Below are 15,614 nucleotides of genomic sequence, written 5' to 3'. Positions count from 1 at the left end.
TCACCGCCGGCCGAGCCCGTCGCGGTTCAGGTGTGGATGCTCGCCCGATCGTCCGAACGCGGAGAGCGGAGGGAGGCGGTCGGCACGCTCGCGGAGTGCGTGGCGAGCGGTGGCCGGGGCGCGGCGCAGGCGGCGCGCGAGTTCGGTCTCGAAGTCGAGGCCGCGACCGGCGAGGCGGCCGCTGCTCGAACTGAGCAGATCGGATGCCCGGACCCAGACGATTCCGGGGCGATCAGCGGCTTCGCGGTGCGCGCCGAGCGTGTGGCTTGGGTCGGAATTCACGCGTCGCCGGAGTGCGGCGAACCGCTCGCGGTAGTCATCGACCGGATGCGCCACTGCTGTGTTCTTCGAGTCCGTCGCGCTGTCGAAGCCCGCTGCATCGGATGCCTCGGGGCGTTCCTTCTCGAAGTCTTCCTCATCCATCGGTCGTGCCTTCCCTCATGGTGCTGGTCTGCACAGCAGGTGCGACGACGCGGTCACGGAACCAGCGGCCGACCGTGGACGGGTGCACGCCGAGATGCCGAGCGATCGCGGAGTTCGACCATCCGAGCGCGCGGAGGGAGGAGGCATCCGTGCGGTCTGGAAGTGCGGGAGCGAGTTCGGGGTGTGGCTCGGCCGCGGCAGTCGGAACCGGGGCTGGTTTCTCCGCCTTCGCATTCGCTTTCGCAAGCGCGGTTGTGGGTGCCGCGGCGAGGGCGGGGTCGTGGCGCATGAGCACTGAGGTCAGGTGGGTGATTGCGAGCAGCACGAGCGGAGGGACGGCCGAGACGGATGCCGCGAGCAAGAGCGGCACATCGGTCGTGTCGGCGACGATCGCGTGGATGGCGTTCGCGGCGACGGAGATGGCGGCGCCGGCGATGAGCAGCATCCACGGATACCAGGCGACACGCGATCGAGCGAGCGCGACAGCGGCTACTGTCGCGACGACGATGATGCCGTCGACGATGAGCGGCCACACCCATGACTGGGCGGGGTCGAGCCCGGATCGGCGGGCGAGGTCGCTGAGTGAAGTGAATGAGAGCCAGAACGCTCCGGCCGCGATGAAAACGGTGCCGATGACCGCGGTGATCATCGCGAGGCGGACGCCGTCGGGACGAGGGGGAGTAGTCGGGCGGTTCAGGGCAGGCATCGCGTGTCTCCTGCCCGTCGTGGTGGTGACGCGGGAGTAGACCAGGGGATCGGTGTGTTCTGTCTCTGACCCGTCGCCCCGGGTGGTGTCGCCGAGGCTTGACGGATGGCGGACCGAATCGTGGTCGCGATTTCAGCATCAGCGAGGCCGGCGCTCGCCGCGGCCGGCGCCAAGGCGGATGCGACGGTGTCGAGTGGGAAGCCGGCCTCCGCGAGTCGGCAGGCAGCCCAGAAGAGACCAGCGTTTCGCTCGCCCTCCTGGAGGCGGCCCACCCAGCCAGCGAGCCGGCTCGGGTCGACCGACCCGGTCTGAGGAGGTTTCGCCGTGTGCATGCGCGGCAGCGTCCGGTGCGGGTCGACGAACTCGCGAAGCGCGGTCGCGTCGACAGGCTTGGCATGTGCGGATGACACGGAGAAGAGGCGATACGCGATCCGGCCATGATCCGTCGACAAGGTCGACGGCGGCGCGATCACATACCCGCCCGTCCCGCGGAAGTCGATGTGCGCGACGGCCGCCTGCCAACAGCGCTGCGGGCGGGATCGCATCGCAGGGAAGTACACGTGCAGGCCGCCGGAGGGCGTGCGAACGCGGGCGAGTTCGCCATCGATGAGTCCCGCCGTGGCGGCGCGCTCGAACGATGGGAAGCCCGACCATGCGGCACTCTTCGCGTCGACATCGACGACGTCGATGCCGGAGGCGATACCGGTCGGCATGCCGAGGTTCCCGTGAGGCCAGCGCGCCCACCACGCGACGACCTGGTCGGGGTCGCAGCTCGCATCGTGGAATCCGGCCGGGGTCAGGGGACGCTTTGACTCGGGGACGCATGGGAAGACTGGGATACCAGCACGGGCGAACGCGATCGCTGCGTCGCGGGTCGGCAGGTGGTTTGTGGTCAACAGAAGCTCGGCGATGTCCATCAGAGGCTCCGCGTTTCGAGCTGCCCCGCTTGCCGCTCGGAGGCGGCTGCGACGACGGTCGGGGAGAGGCGATGAGACTGCCCGCGCCGATCGAGCCCGGGAGGATCCCCGGCGCTGTATTGAGCGGTCGGGAGCTGGTCGAGGATCGCGGCGGCGGCTCGTCGCACGCGCTCGCCGGTCTCCTGGATCACCTCGGTTGGTGTCTTCCCCTGGACGAAGTTCGCCCACGACGACACGTACGGGATCGTGTAGTCGCTCGTGTCGATTCCATGCGCCGCACCGATCATCAGCGCGACCGACTCTGCCTCGACCTCGCCGATGCCGCGATGCAAGGAGGCGTCGCTCCCAGGATCGTGCATTCGGACGTGCGCAAGCTCGTGCGCGAGTGTCTTCACCCGGGCCGAGGCATCCATGTCATCGCGCACCATGACCGCGCGTGCTTTGAAATCAGTGAGGCCGTTCGCGCCGCGGAGTGCCGAGGCATCCGTCACCATCACGAGGCCGAAGCCCTCGTCGCGAACGATCGCGGCGAGCCCATCCCAGAGTCCCGACGGCGCCTCGCCGCGGAGCAGGCGCGGAACCGGCAGTTCGGGCAGTGCGCGACCGTCGGTCTGCGAGACATCCCAGACGTACGCGGGACGGACTCCCACCATGCGAGAGCGCACGACTTCGCCGGCACGGGGGCGCTCGTTCCGCCGGAGCCGGCGCCACGAGTCCGCGTCCGTGGGTGACGAAGTTGCGAAGCGTGCGGTGAGCGGCGCGAAGATCATGTACCCGCGTTGTCCGGCGATCACTCGCCGGCCGAGCATTTGCCACTGCTTGAACCCGGCGACGTACCTCGGCATCGGGTCGGGCACACGCCCCTGCCGGTATGCGGCGTCGTGCTGCCACCAGATCAGCAGGGTGTTGTTGAACGACCGCATGCGAAATCGGGCGGCGAACTCGAGGGCGCGCTTCCATTCGGCGCCGGTCACTAACGTCTCGACCGACGCGATGAGGTGTTCATGAAGCTCGACCAGCTTCGCTTCCCGATCGTGTTGCAGTTGCGGGTTCGTCGACACGTTGACCACCTTTCGGGACGACCGCCGCGCTTGTGCGCCTGGCTGACGCATAGGTGTGCCGGTCTGCACACGGATGCTTCGGGCGCAGGTGAGCGGAATCGCGGAGACCGCGTGCGCGACGGCGTGGACGCCGCTGAATTCGATTTTGCTGAGCCACCTCCTCGTTGAGCATGCTCAATGTCTGGTCGACTCCGTTCATACCACGTGATTTGAGCGTGCGCAACGCTTGTGTCGGGTGTGCTCTCGGGGTAGATTGAGCATGCCCAATGCTTCGGTGCCGAAGCGACGCGAATCAGCAATATCAGACCTATCCCGAGGGTGATGGTGGATGCGAGAAATGAACGAAGTCGAGAGCAAAGCGGCTGCAGAGGATCTGGCGAAACGCCTCAGGCTCCTTCTCGATGTCGCGGTCGCTGAAACGGGGTCGGAGCCCACGTATTCGCAGATCGCCGCATTCCTCGAGGAACGCGGGACGAACCTGTCGCGCTCCCGCTGGACCTACATGGTGAACGGTCACCGGTATGTGCAAGACCGCGCGCTGTTTGACGGGCTCGCCGCGTACTTCGACGTCGACACGGAGTTCCTTCTGGGCGCCGAAGGCGCGCGAGCTCCCGACCGGGTCAGCGCGCAGCTCGATCTCGTTCGCTCAATGCGCGCCGCTCGCGTGAAGTCGTATGCCGCTCGCACGCTCGGAGACATCTCACCGAACGCACTCGAAGCGATCAGCAAGTTCCTCGATGAGGAGATCGTCAGAACGTAACGCCTGGCGCAACCGAGCCGAGGGCGAACCCTACAAATCGGCAAACGGAGGTGACGACCCGTGAACAGCGAGGCCGCCGTGTCAGCGGCCTTCAATGGACTCGCCCTGGGAGACGCGTTCACGTTCGACGCGTTGGTCGACGCGGTGCAGTCGCGGCGCGCGCGACGCTTGCGCATCGTCGAACTCTCCGAGCTCGGCGACCACGACGGGCTCTGTGCGATCTGGCTCAAAACCGACACCGAGGATCTGGTCCTCCACGCACACAGCGAGTCAGCACTGCATCGACAGCAATTCGTGCTGCACGAGCTCGCACACATGATCTTCGATCACGGCGAGGACGATGACTCTGCGGAGTCCGACTTCCTCCTCCCGGACATCCCGCTCGAGACCCGGCGGCGCCTACTTCGGCGACAGAATCTGGACACCGCCGACGAGATTCTCGCGGAGTCGCTTGCGGACCAGCTGGCCGCCGCGATCCGCGGGTCAGCGATGCACGAGTCCCGGTTCCTGGAGATCTTCGGGTGATTCCAGTCCTCGTCTCCGCGCTGATGTGGCTGCTGCTCGCATGCCTGCTCATCCTGCGCCGAGGCCGTGGAGAGCGCACGATCACATACGCCGCGCTCCTCATCGCGATCGCGATGACCCTGAACATCGACTCCATCTACGTCGCGTTCGACGGCATCGTTGGTGGCACCAACCTGCTGACGCTCGTCGCCGACCTCGCCCTGACGGTCGGCGTGTTCTTCCTCGGTCGCAGCGTCATGAAGGCCAGCGATCACCGATCCCGTTCCGTTCAGCTCGCGCTCGGGATACCCGCGCTCGTGATCACGCTGGTCTGTGTGATCGCTGCGTTCTTCCTCATTGATCGAGGCTCGACCACCACGAACTTCATGCTCGAGCTCGGCGACCAAACGGGCGCGGCCGCCTACTCGATGATCCATTTCGTCTACTACGCGATCGTGCTCACCGCGATGGCTGCACTGGCGTCTCGGCAGCTGCGAAACAACCGGGGCATCCAGCTCCTGCCGCCGGTCTCTCTGGTCATCGGAAGCGTCTTCGGCATCGCGCTCACCGTCGTCGTCATCACGATGGATGTCGCGCATGTGGCAGTGAACCTGGACCTGATGCTCGCCGCCTCGGTCGCGTACGGGCCGCTGTACCTGCTCACGTTCCTGTTTCTCTGTCTCGGGTTTGCCGGACAGCCGGTCGCTCGAAGCATGGAAGCGCGGTCCCGCGAGAAAATCACGCGGGCACTGGCGCGGCAGGTTGAGCCAGTGTGGGCGCGAGCCGTCGCGGTGCGGCCAGGCATCAGTCAGAGCGAGGATGCCGCCTTCCACGCCGAGAATGCCGAAACGCTACTGCACCGTGAGGTCGTCGAGATCCGTGACGCGATGATCGACACGAGGGTGTCGTTCGAGGTGAGTGATGACGAGAGGAGGCTCGTCGAGCGAGCGGAGCGGCAACTACTCGGAGCTGGTCGAGGCGAAACTGCAACGAGGGTGCGCTCGCGCTCGCGAATCGGGTGGGAGCAGCAGAAGCGATGAGAGCCGTGTGGGCAGTGGTCGGGGCCGTGGCGTCAGTCGGCGTCGCGCTCGGTGGTCTCGGTCTGGTCATCGCACGGCGCCTTACCTCACCAGTGGGCGGCCGGCGGTACGACCTCACCATTCGTGAGGTGGATACCTCGGGGGAGCGGCCGATCGTAGTGCTCGACCGTACGCCGCAAACGGCAGCGCCCGGGCGATATTGCCTTTTGCTCGAGAACGGAGGCTGGGTTCGGCTGTCCAGCGAGGTTCAGAACCGCGGTCCGGCTTTCGTTGGCCGCGAGGTCGTCGCGGAGATTGGTGCTGGCCTGCGCCCCGGCGCTCTCGCATCGTGGAGCGGAATCTACTTCTCGAGCCCGGAAGATGCGGGCCTCAAAGCACTCGACGTGGATATCCCGACGGATGCCGGCCCGATGCCCGCCTGGCTGATCCAACCTCGCGGGGCATGGTCGACCACGTGGGTGATCCACGTTCACGGCCTCGGGAGCACTCGTGCCGGAACACTCCGTGGCGTGCAGGTTGCAGCCGAGGCCGGACTCGCGTCGCTCGTCGTGACCTATCGGAATGACGGCGAAGGTCCGACATTGAGTTCTGGGCGCGCGACGCTCGGCGCCACCGAAGTCGAAGATGTGCGGGCCGCCGTCGACTACGCGCTCGCGTATGGCGCGCGCCGCGTCATCCTTTTCGGATGGTCGATGGGTGCGGCCATCGCCCTTCAACTGGCCGCGCAGCCTGCGCTCCGCGGCATCGTCGCTGGGCTCGTGCTCGAATCGCCGGTGCTCGACTGGGTCTCTACGATCAAGGCGAACTGCAGGCGGTCCGGTCTCCCAGCGTGGACTGGAGTACTCGCCGTCCCGTGGCTCGACCATCGGCGGTTGGCGCGCATCGCAGGGCTCGCTGCGTCTGTCGGTCTCCGCCGTTTCGACTGGATCACGCGAACCGACGACCTGACTGCCCCGATGCTCATCCTCCACGGATCCGCCGATGCTTCGTCGCCGATCGAGGTCGCGACTCGTCTCCAACATCTCCGACCGGACCTCGTTCACCTCGAACCGTTTGATGCGGACCACACCATGACCTGGAACGCCGACCCCAAGCGTTGGCGGGTATCCGTGGCTTCGGCGTTGGATGAGTGCGTCGGACGCCGATCTGCCTCAGTCTCGGGCTGAGTCTGGCTTGCCGCGATCTACGCTCGGTCGCTCTCGAGGCTGGCGGTTGAGCTTCGAGTGGCTCGAAGGTTTACGTTTGTCGCATGGATGGTTTGCGTATCTCTGAGGTGGCGCGCCGTTCAGCCGGTACCCATTCGAACCACGCCCAGCCGGCTCGATCAGTCCCGCCGACTCGTAGTACCGGATCGTGCTCGCCGGCAGCCCGGTTCGCTCCAAACTCACGCGGTTTCTTTAATACAGCCATGACTGTATAGTCATCGGGTGCTGACTATTGCTAACCGTCTTGATGTGATGAACCGGCTCGGCCGGGCGATGGCGGATCCGACCCGTTCGCGGATCCTCATGACCCTGCTCGAGGGACCGAGCTATCCCGCGGTGCTCTCACAGAACCTTGAGCTCACCCGCTCGAATGTCTCGAACCACCTCACCTGCCTGCGGGACTGCGGGATCGTCGTCGCCGAGCCCGAGGGACGTCAGACCCGATATGAGATCGCCGATCCGCACCTCGCACGGGCGCTGACGTCCTTGGTCGATGTGACGCTCGCCGTCGACGAGAGCGCGCCCTGCATCGACCCGACGTGCACTGTCCCCGGCTGCTGCCAGGAGGACGCCCGATGAGCACAACTCTCACCACAGAGAGGCGCGCGACACTTCACCGGCGGGTGCGGTTCATCGTCGCCTTCACGATCACGTACAACGTCATCGAAGCGATCGTCGCGATCTGGGCAGGCACCGTCGCATCCTCGGCTGCGCTGATCGGATTCGGCCTGGACTCAATCGTCGAAGTCCTCTCGGCCGTCGCGGTCGCGTGGCAATTCACACGCAAGGAACCCGAGCGCTGGGAGAAAGCCACGGTCCGAGCGATCGGCATCGCGTTCTTCGCCCTAGCCGCCTACGTCATCATCGACGCCCTCCTGACCCTCACCGGCGCACAGGAGGTAGACCACAGCCCGCTCGGCATCGGGATCGCCACCCTGAGCCTGCTCGTCATGCCGGTGCTCGCGTGGTTCGAGTTCCGTACCGGCCGCGAACTCGGCTCCAAGAGCGTCTTGGCCGACGCCAAGCAACTCCTCCTCTGCGTCTACCTCTCCGGGACCGTCCTGATCGGTCTGCTCCTGAACTCCCTGTTCGGGTGGATGTGGGCCGACTCGGTCGCCGCACTCGTCGTCGCCGCGCTCGCCATCCGTGAAGGGATCGAGGCCTGGCGCGGCGAGGTCGAGTCCCCCTTCGGTCTGCTCGAAGACGATGAGGAGGAAGACGAGGAATGATGGATCCGGAGAACGACCACGGCTCGGTGAGAGCGACGACCCAGATGCGAGGAACCCGTTGAAGCGAAGCACGAAGATCCAGGCCGGCATCCTCGCGGGCGTGGTCATCGCTGTCGGCGCCGGCATCCTCGCGATCGCACTGAACAACCAGCCTGCTGCTGACCAGCGCGCGCCGACGGCGTCGACGGTCGTCGCCGAGAACAGCCACCGCCTGGACGTCGCAGAGAACAGTGACGTCACGTTCACCGAGTTCCTCGACTTCGAATGTGAAGTGTGCGGTGCTGTCTACCCGGTCGTCGAGGAACTCCGCGAGGAGTATGCCGGCCGCGTCACCTTCGTGACCCGGTATTTCCCACTGCCCGGGCACTTCAACTCACGAAACGCTGCGATCGCTGTCGAAGCGGCAGCGCAGCAGGGCAAGTTCGAAGAGATGTATCACCGCATGTTCGAGACCCAGGCCGAGTGGGGCGAACAGCAGGTCTCCGCGGCGGACCGCTTCCGCGAGTTCGCCGAGGAGCTCGAACTGGACCTCGACGCCTATGACGATGCTGTTGCGAACCCGGCCACCGACGCCAGGGTCCAGCAGGACTTCGACGCCGCAACCGCGCTGGGCGCCACCGGCACGCCGACGATCTTCATCAACGACGAGTACATCCCTCTCACCTCACCCGACGACCTCCGCAAGGCGTTGGACGCGGCGTTGAGCGAGCAATGAACATGGCGATAGTGCGCACGGAGGAGCCTGGCGGTGTGAGTATCGAGATCCTACATATCGAGGCCTGCCCGAACTGGGTAGAGGCGGGCAACCGTGTACGTGAGGCGGTCCGATCGCTGGCCGCCGACGGCGTCGAGATCTCCTTCCGGCTGCTGAGTTCTCCTGAGGACGCCATGCGGGTTCGGTTCGCAGGATCGCCCACGATCCTCCTCAATGGTGAGGACCTCTTCCCCGGCGGGGAAGAGACCTCGGAACTGGCGTGCCGCGTGTACGCGACCCCAACCGGCTTGGCCGGGCTGCCGACCACCAAGCAGATCATCAGCGCAGTGGCATCGCATGAACGCTGACCAGGCCGTCGAATGCTCGTGCTGCGGCAGAACGTTGCCGCGATCGAAGGTGCATGCCTTGAGCGAGGGCGCGGGTTACCTGTGTCGCCGATGCGGGCTGTGGATCGCGCTGCGACCACGCAGCGACAAGCTCGAGTAACGTCTCGAAGGCCGGGCCGAAGATGTTGACCCCAATAGGTGGGGCGACGGCGGCGAAATCGACCCCATGATTCCATCCATGGGCTATGAGGTCTCGAGGATGATGGCCGCCTGTTCCTCGACCGGATCGGCCAGGCCGTTCGCGGCGAGGTAGTGCTCGGCGTCGAGGGCGGCCGCGCACCCGGTGCCGGCCGCCGTGATGGCCTGCCGGTAGCGCTTGTCGACGAGATCGCCGCAAGCGAAGACGCCCTCGAGATTCGTTCGGGTCGACGGATGCTGCACGAGCACGTAGCCATCGTCGTCGAGTTCGACCTGGCCGGCGACGAGCTCGCTGCGCGGGTCGTGGCCGATCGCGATGAACAGTCCGGTCGCGTCGAGCGCGGCATCCTCACCGGTCGTCGTGTCCCGGAGGCGAAGGCGCTCGAGCCCGTCGTCGCCCTCGGCCGCTATGACTTCGGCATTCCAGTAGGGCCGGATCTTCGGATTCGACAGTGCGCGCTCCTGCATGATGCGCGACGCGCGCAGCGAATCGCGGCGGTGCACCAGCGTGACGGAATCGGCGAAGCGGGTGAGGAACATCGCCTCTTCGAGCGCCGAGTCGCCGCCGCCGACGACGGCAATGTCCTTGCCCTTGAAGAAGAAGCCATCGCACGTGGCGCACCACGAGACGCCGCGGCCGGTGAGTCGCTCCTCACCCTCGACACCGAGCTTGCGGTAGGCGGAGCCCATGGCGAGCACGACGGCGTGCGCCCGGTACTCGACGCCGTTGATGGTGCGGATCGTCTTTACGGCACCGGTGAGGTCGACCTCGGTGGCGTCGTCGTAGACGATTCGGGTGCCGAAGCGTTCGGCCTGTTCGCGCATCTGATCCATGAGCTCGGGGCCCATGATGCCGGTGGAGAAGCCGGGGTAGTTCTCGACCTCCGTTGTTGTGACCAGTGCGCCGCCCGCCTCGACGGAGCTGGCGAGCACGACGGGGGCGAGACCTGCACGTGCGAGGTAGACCGCGGCCGTGTAACCCGAAGGTCCTGAGCCGATGACGACGACGTTCTCGATGATCTGGTCACTCATTGGATTCGCTCTCCAGTGTCTGCAGCAGTTGTTCGATGTGGGTGCGGATCTCGTCGCGGACCCGGCGAACCTCGTCGAGCGTGAGAAGCTCCGGGTCGTCAAGGTGCCAGTCCAAGTACCGCTTGCCGGGGTAGATCGGGCATGCGTCGCCGCAGCCCATCGTGACGACGACGTCGGCGGCCTGCACGACGTCGTCGGTGAGCGGCTTCGGGAACTCCCGACTCACGTCGAGCCCGAGTTCTTCGAGGGCGGTCACCACCGCGGGGTTGAGCTCTGCGGCCGGTGCCGAGCCGGCGGAGCGCACATGGACGCGGTCGCCGGCGATGCTGTGGGTGAGTACAGCCGCCATCTGCGAGCGTCCGGCGTTCTGCTCGCAGACGAAGAGCACTTCGGGCACCTCGTGCGCGATCGCTCCCTTCACCTGGGCGAGTGCGGTCAACCGGTCGGCAGCGAAGCGCTTGACGCGACTGGTGAGGTGCGCCTTGACGGTGGCAGTTCGGAGGAGGGCCGTGTACGACTCGAGCACGTATCGTTCCACCGTCTCGGCGTTGAACGTGCCATCGAAGCGCTCGGTCAGCTCGAGGGAGAGATCGTGCAGGTACCGCTCGGGATAGCTGAGACCCGGCAGGCCACGTCGTCCGGCGGTGTCGAGGCCGGTCATGGTTATGCGGCCGGGGCGATTTCTGCGAGGAGCGCCTCGACGCGGCCGCGGATGTCGTCGCGCACGCGGCGCACGGTCACGATCTCCTTGCCGGCAGGGTCTTCGAGTTCCCAGTCCTCGTAGCGCTTGCCGGGGAAGATGGGGCAGGCGTCGCCGCAGCCCATGGTGATCACGACGTCGGATTCCTTGACGGCGTCGACGGTGAGGATCTTCGGCGTGTTGCCGGTGATGTCGATGCCTTCCTCGGCCATCGCCTCGATCGCGACCGGGTTGATCTGGTCCTTCGGCTCGGACCCGGCGGAACGAACTTCGACGTTGTCGCCGCCGAGGGCGCGAAGGTAGCCGGCGGCCATTTGGGAACGGCCGGCGTTGTGAACGCAAACGAACAGGACGGAGGGCTTCTCAGTGCTCATACTCAAATAATAGACGTCCATCTATCATTTGGCTACTTGAGTTGGCGCTTTCGTGATGGCGACTTCGAGAACAGGAGCAGGGGCTGGGTAGAGGTAGCTCACGAGGAGCACGCCGATGACGCCGCCGAGCAGCTGCGCGGCGAGGAAGGGTAGGGCTGAGGCTGGTGCGATGCCGGCGAATGTGTCGGTGAAGATGCGGCCGACGGTCACGGCAGGGTTGGCGAAGGATGTGGAGCTGGTGAACCAGTATGCGGCTCCGATGTACGCGCCGACAGCTGCAGGGATGATTCGGGAGTTGCCGCTGCGCACGAGCGAGAAAATGATAAGCACGAGCCCAGCGGTTGCCACGATTTCGGCGAGGAACGTCGCCGGCGTCGCCCGCTCGGTCGCAGAGATTGCAGCGGGGATGTCGAACATCGTGTTCGCCAGCAGTGCGCCGACGATCGCGCCGAGCACCTGCGCGGCGGCATACGGCGCGATATCCCGGGCGGCGAATCCGGGCTGACTTGATCGGCGCGATATCCACCAGTCGGCGATCGAGACGACCGGGTTGAAATGGGCACCCGACAGGGGTGCGAGCACGGCGATGAGCACCGCCAGGCCGAGAGTGGTGGCGAGGCTGTTCTCGAGCAGCTGCAGGCCGATGTCCTCCGGGGAGAGTCTCGATGCGGCGATCCGTCGGAAGATGGCTCGACGATCGCGGCCCGCGCCTCGTCATGACCTTGGGAGCCGTCATCGGCAGCCTGGGCCTGGTGATCGTCAGCGCGGCATCCGATCTGGTCGTCTTCACGCTCGGCTGGGTGGTGTGCGGGCTCGCGCAGTCGGCCGTGCTGTACCAGGCGGCGTTCACCGTCATCGCCCGTCGTCATGGCGACTCGCGGCGCAGCGCGATGACGATCCTGACCCTGGCCGGCGGCCTCGCCTCGACGGTGTTCGCTCCCGTCGTCGCGGGCCTCCTCACCGCGTTCGACTGGCGCGCGACGTTCCTCATCCTCGCGGGTGCATTGCTCGTCCTCACCGTGCCGTTGCACTGGTTCTTCCTCGAGCGCGCATGGGCTCAGCTCCCTCCCGCCCACGCCGGAGAGGTGGTGCATCACGTCGGTGCCGTGATCCGTACACGCCGGTTCTGGATGCTCGAGGTCTCGATGGTCACCCTCGCGGCCGCACTGTTCAGCGTCACCCTCGCCATCATCCCGCTCTACATGGAGAAGGGCATGACGTACGAACTCGCCGCATGGGCGCTCGGCCTCCTCGGAGCAGGTCAGGTCGTCGGCCGGCTCTTGTACGTCGCGATCCCGCACGGCACCGCTCCCTGGGTCACGCTCGCCGCAACGTCGAGCCTTGCCGTCGTGCTTCTGGCGCTGATGGGCCTGGTGCCCGGGCCGCCATGGCTCCTCATCGGCGTCGGCATCATCGCCGGCGCCGTTCGCGGCGCACAAACCCTGGTACAAGGTTCCGCGGTCGCCGACCGGTGGGGTACCCGCAACTACGGCAGCATCAACGGGGTGTTCGCCGCGCCGATCACCGCGATCACCGCGCTCGGACCGGCCCTTGGCCCCGTCATCGCCGTGGCCGTCGGCGGGTACTCGGCGATGGCCCTGCTCATGGCCGGCGTCGCAGTTGTCGCGGTAATCACCGCACGATTCTCCTGAGGAACCATTCGTGACCAGTGTTCAAAACCGGTCGTTTATGACCGTCTGACGTCGTTTCGGAGTCGGAGAGCGACCCAGAGGCCGCATCGCCGACAGATGTACGCGTTGCCTTCAGCTAGTGCGTGAAGACGGCGCCGAGGGAGTGCTCTGCCGCAGCATGCGCACCGAATTGGGACGGGATCAGCCATGAGCGATCAGGGCACTTTCTATCTGTTCTTGCGTAGGCCGGCCGGCCAGCCCTTTCGGCGTCAGGTAGACCCGGCACGCGAGATCAGTTGTCCGTCCGTCCGACGGAAACAGGTCTTGCCCGTCGATGAGGATCGTTGGTGAGCCGGCGAAGGGGAGGCGGGTTGCGTCAGCTGCAGAAGCAATGAGCGTGAACGTGATGGCCACGTCTCGGTGGCCCGTGGCGTCCAACGCTGACCGAAGACCCCGGCCGGCGTCTTCCCAACTCGGGCATTCTTCGATGTGCAGCACTTCTGCTCTCATACGGCTATTCTCCCGCTCCTGTGCCTCGGGTGGGACGTGACCGCCCGTCGAAAACTGACGACAGAGAGAGCGGCCGCATTGAGGTTCAAGCTACTTGAAGGTTTACGATCGTTGCATGGTTGGGCTGCGTATCTCTGAGGTGGCGGAGCGGACTGGCTTGCCGGCGAGCACGATCCGGTACTACGAGTCGGCTGGCCTGATCGAGCCGGCTGAGCGTGGTTCGAACGGGTACCGGCTGTATGGCGAAACGGAAGTTGAGCGACTTTCGTTCATCGCCGGCGCGAAGCGATTGAATCTCGGACTCGCCGACGTGCGGCAGTTGGTCGCGGCGCGGGAGTCTGATCTGTGCGAGCACGTGCAGCGCGACATGCGGGCTGTCGTCGCGACTCGGTTGGCCGAGACCCGCGCGCAGATAGCTGAGCTCGTGCGTCTCTCGGACGAGCTGCAGCGCGCCGAGGATCGCTTGTCCCAGCCGGCGACCGGCGGCGTGTGTTCGGATGCGTGCGCCTGCTCGGTGATCACCGGCGACCAGGCTCTGCAGCCGCCGGCAGGTGCTACCGTGCTACCGGTCCGGGGCCGCTGAGCGACGGCTCGTCGTCGCGGCTCGGCGCTGGCTGGATATCGACAGCGACCCTCGTCGCGGGAAGCTGGCAGGCTCTCGCGCGGTGCCGACGGATCAGGAGAACCGTCACGACGATGCCCGCGAGCACGGCGACCGCCAGGAGGCCAGGGATCCAGTACGCGCCGACCAGGGATGCCGCTCCGACGCTGCTGACGATCGCCAGCAAGGGCCCGGCACAGCACGCCGCGCAGGCGAGTACCGCAGCACCAATGACTGCGGACGTCGACGCGATCGACTTCTTGTCACGCTTCACGCCGCACCCGCCGCTGCGCTCAGCCCGGCATCGCTTGTCGCGGTCGCGACGAGCGCCTCGAGCACGGCAGCGTGCTGCTCCGGCACGGTGATGCGCATCGTGAGCGAGTCCGCGCCAGGCTCGAACTCGAAGGTGAAGAACGAGCAGCACGACGACTCCCGCGCGGCGAGGTCGCGGCCGGCCGTCTCGCTCGCCGGATCGAGGATGAGGTCAGCGCGGGTGAGATCCACCTGGTGCACCGCACGGAGGCTGCTCGCGAACAGGGCGCTGAACTCCTTCTCGCGGAACGGCTGCTCGACAGTGGGGAGCGTGCAGGCCGTGGGGGCCCACTCAAGTTCGGTCATGGCAACGACGCTAAAGCTTCGACCCGCTTGAAGGTCAAGCATTCTCTAGGCTGATCGGATGCAGCGACTCGTGGACTGGTGGGACCGACACCAAGTGGCCCTCTACGTCGCCGCGATCCTCTTCGGCGGCGTGTTCGGCGTCCTGGCTCCCAGCGCGGCCCCCGTGCTCACGGCCGCGACGAACCCGGTACTCGCGATCCTGCTGTTCGCCACGTTCCTCGGTGTGCCTCTGATCGAGGTCGGCCGCTCGTTCCGAGATCTCCGGTTCCTCGGTACCGTGCTCGCGGTGAACTTCGTCATCGTCCCACTGATCGTCTGGGGACTATCCCGGTTTGTGGCCGATGATCGCGGACTGTTGATCGGCGTGCTCCTCGTGCTGCTCACCCCGTGCGTGGACTACGTGATCGTGTTCACCGGCCTCGCCGGGGGCGCGAAGGCGCGCCTGCTCGCCGCGACCCCGCTCCTGATGCTGCTGCAGATCGTCCTGCTGCCCGCGTACCTCTGGCTGTTCGCCGGCGGCGAGGCGGTCGCGCACATCGAACTCGAGCCGTTCATCGAGGCATTCGTCATCATCATCGTCATCCCGCTGATCGCGGCCGCGGTCGTGCAAGCCATAGCCCGCCGACACCGGGCCGGTCGCGCCATCGAACACGTCATGGCGGGCGCGATGGTGCCGCTCATGATGCTCACCTTCGCGGTCGTGATCGGATCCCAGATCGCCGCCGTCGGCAGCGAAGCACTCACCCTCCTCCGCGTCGTTCCGCTCTACGTCGCATTCCTCGTCGTCATGCCACTCGCCGGCCTTGCGGCTGGCCGTTTGAGCCGGCTCAAGGTGCCAGAAACCCGTGCCGTGGTCTTCAGTGGCGCCACCCGCAACTCGCTCGTCGTACTGCCGCTCGCGCTCGCTCTGCCTGCCGAGCTCGCGATCGCGCCACTCGCCGTCGTCACTCAGACCCTCATCGAACTCGTCGGCATGGTCGTGTTCGTCCGACTCGTCCCGAAGCTCATTCCCGACCCTCAGCGGGCTGGGCTGATTCGATTGCATCAGCCCGACTCGTAATCGA

At 66.3% G+C, this 15,614-nt stretch carries 23 protein-coding genes; 11 read left to right on the top strand and 12 right to left on the bottom strand.

All coding sequences use genetic code 11. From position 1 onward, the window contains the following. The 4 genes from BJY17_RS03910 to BJY17_RS03895 are packed head-to-tail and all read right to left on the bottom strand — an operon-like array spanning position 1 to position 3,020. Entirely contained in the window at positions 1 to 423 is a 423-nt protein-coding gene (locus tag BJY17_RS03910; RefSeq protein WP_179550213.1) for a hypothetical protein, read from the bottom strand. Then, positions 416 to 1,129: a DUF2637 domain-containing protein gene (locus BJY17_RS03905; RefSeq protein ID WP_246303648.1), complete on the bottom strand. Its 714-nt coding sequence runs from the start codon at positions 1,127 to 1,129 to the stop codon at positions 416 to 418. The genes BJY17_RS03910 and BJY17_RS03905 overlap by 8 nt, the downstream gene beginning before the upstream one ends. After that, positions 1,117 to 2,046 carry a bifunctional DNA primase/polymerase gene (locus BJY17_RS03900; protein WP_179550212.1) on the bottom strand — a complete coding sequence of 310 codons (930 nt, stop codon included), beginning with the start codon at positions 2,044 to 2,046 and terminating at the stop codon, positions 1,117 to 1,119. The genes BJY17_RS03905 and BJY17_RS03900 overlap by 13 nt, the downstream gene beginning before the upstream one ends. Next, entirely contained in the window at positions 2,046 to 3,020 is a 975-nt protein-coding gene (locus BJY17_RS03895; protein ID WP_179550211.1) for an ArdC family protein, read from the bottom strand. The genes BJY17_RS03900 and BJY17_RS03895 overlap by 1 nt, the downstream gene beginning before the upstream one ends. A gap of 424 nt (positions 3,021 to 3,444) precedes the next feature. Here BJY17_RS03895 and BJY17_RS03890 point away from each other — a divergent pair, with 424 nt between their 5' ends. From BJY17_RS03890 to BJY17_RS03875, 4 genes are read left to right on the top strand one after another with little or no spacing between them, the layout of a single operon-like run. Then, positions 3,445 to 3,867, top strand: a complete 423-nt coding sequence (locus tag BJY17_RS03890; protein WP_179550210.1) for a hypothetical protein — start codon at positions 3,445 to 3,447, stop codon at positions 3,865 to 3,867. 60 nt (positions 3,868 to 3,927) lie between these two features. Further along, positions 3,928 to 4,392: an ImmA/IrrE family metallo-endopeptidase gene (locus BJY17_RS03885; RefSeq protein WP_179550209.1), complete on the top strand. Its 465-nt coding sequence runs from the start codon at positions 3,928 to 3,930 to the stop codon at positions 4,390 to 4,392. After that, positions 4,389 to 5,411: a hypothetical protein gene (locus BJY17_RS03880; RefSeq protein WP_179550208.1), complete on the top strand. Its 1,023-nt coding sequence runs from the start codon at positions 4,389 to 4,391 to the stop codon at positions 5,409 to 5,411. Before BJY17_RS03885 ends, BJY17_RS03880 begins: the two co-directional genes overlap by 4 nt. A 5-nt stretch (positions 5,412 to 5,416) precedes the next feature. Further along, positions 5,417 to 6,577 (top strand): alpha/beta hydrolase family protein, encoded by a 1,161-nt coding sequence (locus BJY17_RS03875; protein WP_322789739.1) that lies wholly within the window; start codon positions 5,417 to 5,419, stop codon positions 6,575 to 6,577. On the opposite strand, the gene BJY17_RS03870 is transcribed toward BJY17_RS03875, so the two are convergent. Next, on the bottom strand, positions 6,563 to 6,799 hold the full coding sequence (locus tag BJY17_RS03870; protein WP_179550206.1) for a MerR family DNA-binding transcriptional regulator: 237 nt from the start codon (positions 6,797 to 6,799) through the stop codon (positions 6,563 to 6,565). The two genes, BJY17_RS03875 and BJY17_RS03870, sit on opposite strands and share 15 nt — an antisense overlap. 39 nt (positions 6,800 to 6,838) lie before the next feature. Here BJY17_RS03870 and cmtR point away from each other — a divergent pair, with 39 nt between their 5' ends. The 4 genes from cmtR to BJY17_RS03850 are packed head-to-tail and all read left to right on the top strand — an operon-like array spanning position 6,839 to position 8,907. Next, positions 6,839 to 7,195, top strand: a complete 357-nt coding sequence (gene cmtR / locus BJY17_RS03865) for a Cd(II)/Pb(II)-sensing metalloregulatory transcriptional regulator CmtR (RefSeq protein ID WP_179550205.1) — start codon at positions 6,839 to 6,841, stop codon at positions 7,193 to 7,195. Further along, a complete protein-coding gene (locus BJY17_RS03860; RefSeq protein WP_179552703.1) occupies positions 7,192 to 7,845 on the top strand; it encodes a cation transporter in 654 nt (217 codons plus the stop codon). Before cmtR ends, BJY17_RS03860 begins: the two co-directional genes overlap by 4 nt. Before the next feature lie 58 nt (positions 7,846 to 7,903). After that, positions 7,904 to 8,560 (top strand): DsbA family protein, encoded by a 657-nt coding sequence (locus tag BJY17_RS03855; protein WP_246303645.1) that lies wholly within the window; start codon positions 7,904 to 7,906, stop codon positions 8,558 to 8,560. Positions 8,561 to 8,595: 35 nt separating this feature from the next. Beyond that, a complete protein-coding gene (locus tag BJY17_RS03850) occupies positions 8,596 to 8,907 on the top strand; it encodes a thioredoxin family protein (protein ID WP_179550203.1) in 312 nt (103 codons plus the stop codon). Positions 8,908 to 9,129: 222 nt separating this feature from the next. Here BJY17_RS03850 and trxB read toward each other — a convergent pair whose 3' ends face one another. From trxB to BJY17_RS03830, 4 genes are read right to left on the bottom strand one after another with little or no spacing between them, the layout of a single operon-like run. Then, a complete protein-coding gene (trxB, locus tag BJY17_RS03845) occupies positions 9,130 to 10,116 on the bottom strand; it encodes a thioredoxin-disulfide reductase (protein ID WP_179550202.1) in 987 nt (328 codons plus the stop codon). Then, positions 10,109 to 10,777, bottom strand: a complete 669-nt coding sequence (locus tag BJY17_RS03840; RefSeq protein ID WP_179550201.1) for an arsenate reductase ArsC — start codon at positions 10,775 to 10,777, stop codon at positions 10,109 to 10,111. The genes trxB and BJY17_RS03840 overlap by 8 nt, the downstream gene beginning before the upstream one ends. Before the next feature lie 2 nt (positions 10,778 to 10,779). Beyond that, on the bottom strand, positions 10,780 to 11,211 hold the full coding sequence (locus BJY17_RS03835; protein WP_246303643.1) for an arsenate reductase ArsC: 432 nt from the start codon (positions 11,209 to 11,211) through the stop codon (positions 10,780 to 10,782). Between the two features lie 3 nt (positions 11,212 to 11,214). After that, entirely contained in the window at positions 11,215 to 11,865 is a 651-nt protein-coding gene (locus BJY17_RS03830) for an aquaporin (RefSeq protein WP_322789900.1), read from the bottom strand. Here BJY17_RS03830 and BJY17_RS03825 point away from each other — a divergent pair. After that, positions 11,856 to 12,842, top strand: coding sequence for an MFS transporter (locus tag BJY17_RS03825; RefSeq protein WP_179550200.1), 987 nt, complete (start codon positions 11,856 to 11,858; stop codon positions 12,840 to 12,842). The two genes, BJY17_RS03830 and BJY17_RS03825, sit on opposite strands and share 10 nt — an antisense overlap. 180 nt (positions 12,843 to 13,022) lie before the next feature. Here BJY17_RS03825 and BJY17_RS03820 read toward each other — a convergent pair whose 3' ends face one another. Next, the gene (locus BJY17_RS03820; RefSeq protein ID WP_179550199.1) at positions 13,023 to 13,331 is read right to left on the bottom strand and encodes a hypothetical protein; all 309 of its coding nucleotides are present in this window, start codon (positions 13,329 to 13,331) and stop codon (positions 13,023 to 13,025) included. Positions 13,332 to 13,446: 115 nt separating this feature from the next. On the opposite strand from BJY17_RS03820, the gene BJY17_RS03815 reads away from it, so the two are divergent. Continuing rightward, entirely contained in the window at positions 13,447 to 13,914 is a 468-nt protein-coding gene (locus tag BJY17_RS03815; protein WP_179550198.1) for a MerR family transcriptional regulator, read from the top strand. Here the strand turns inward: BJY17_RS03815 and BJY17_RS03810 are convergent. Both BJY17_RS03810 and BJY17_RS03805 read right to left on the bottom strand, forming a co-directional pair. Continuing rightward, complete coding sequence (locus BJY17_RS03810) at positions 13,886 to 14,206, bottom strand: hypothetical protein (RefSeq protein ID WP_179550197.1); 321 nt, start codon at positions 14,204 to 14,206, stop codon at positions 13,886 to 13,888. The genes BJY17_RS03815 and BJY17_RS03810 overlap by 29 nt on opposite strands. Beyond that, the gene (locus tag BJY17_RS03805; RefSeq protein WP_179550196.1) at positions 14,203 to 14,550 is read right to left on the bottom strand and encodes a hypothetical protein; all 348 of its coding nucleotides are present in this window, start codon (positions 14,548 to 14,550) and stop codon (positions 14,203 to 14,205) included. The genes BJY17_RS03810 and BJY17_RS03805 overlap by 4 nt, the downstream gene beginning before the upstream one ends. Positions 14,551 to 14,608: 58 nt before the next feature. Between BJY17_RS03805 and BJY17_RS03800 the strand changes: the two genes are divergently transcribed. Then, positions 14,609 to 15,610 (top strand): arsenic resistance protein, encoded by a 1,002-nt coding sequence (locus BJY17_RS03800; protein ID WP_179550195.1) that lies wholly within the window; start codon positions 14,609 to 14,611, stop codon positions 15,608 to 15,610. Positions 15,611 to 15,614 lie beyond the last annotated feature (4 nt).

The sequence above is a fragment of the Agromyces hippuratus genome (assembly GCF_013410355.1).
GTDB classification, from domain to species: Bacteria; Actinomycetota; Actinomycetes; order Actinomycetales; family Microbacteriaceae; genus Agromyces; species Agromyces hippuratus.
The sequence above is the reverse complement of the archived record's forward strand: the minus strand, read 5'-3'. Positions and strand labels throughout refer to the sequence as shown.

Bases quoted from the DNA above. Each gene is read 5' to 3' on its own strand.
- BJY17_RS03900 (WP_179550212.1), bottom strand. From the start codon at position 2,046: ATGGACATCGCCGAGCTTCTGTTGACCACAAACCACCTGCCGACCCGC.
- BJY17_RS03825 (WP_179550200.1), top strand. From the start codon at position 11,856: ATGCGGCGATCCGTCGGAAGATGGCTCGACGATCGCGGCCCGCGCCTC.
- BJY17_RS03890 (WP_179550210.1), top strand. From the start codon at position 3,445: ATGAACGAAGTCGAGAGCAAAGCGGCTGCAGAGGATCTGGCGAAACGC.
- BJY17_RS03860 (WP_179552703.1), top strand. From the start codon at position 7,192: ATGAGCACAACTCTCACCACAGAGAGGCGCGCGACACTTCACCGGCGG.
- BJY17_RS03910 (WP_179550213.1), bottom strand. From the start codon at position 423: ATGGATGAGGAAGACTTCGAGAAGGAACGCCCCGAGGCATCCGATGCA.
- trxB (WP_179550202.1), bottom strand. From the start codon at position 10,116: ATGAGTGACCAGATCATCGAGAACGTCGTCGTCATCGGCTCAGGACCT.
- BJY17_RS03805 (WP_179550196.1), bottom strand. From the start codon at position 14,550: ATGACCGAACTTGAGTGGGCCCCCACGGCCTGCACGCTCCCCACTGTC.
- BJY17_RS03800 (WP_179550195.1), top strand. From the start codon at position 14,609: ATGCAGCGACTCGTGGACTGGTGGGACCGACACCAAGTGGCCCTCTAC.
- BJY17_RS03815 (WP_179550198.1), top strand. From the start codon at position 13,447: ATGGTTGGGCTGCGTATCTCTGAGGTGGCGGAGCGGACTGGCTTGCCG.
- BJY17_RS03820 (WP_179550199.1), bottom strand. From the start codon at position 13,331: ATGAGAGCAGAAGTGCTGCACATCGAAGAATGCCCGAGTTGGGAAGAC.
- BJY17_RS03840 (WP_179550201.1), bottom strand. From the start codon at position 10,777: ATGACCGGCCTCGACACCGCCGGACGACGTGGCCTGCCGGGTCTCAGC.
- BJY17_RS03905 (WP_246303648.1), bottom strand. From the start codon at position 1,129: ATGCCTGCCCTGAACCGCCCGACTACTCCCCCTCGTCCCGACGGCGTC.
- BJY17_RS03835 (WP_246303643.1), bottom strand. From the start codon at position 11,211: ATGGACGTCTATTATTTGAGTATGAGCACTGAGAAGCCCTCCGTCCTG.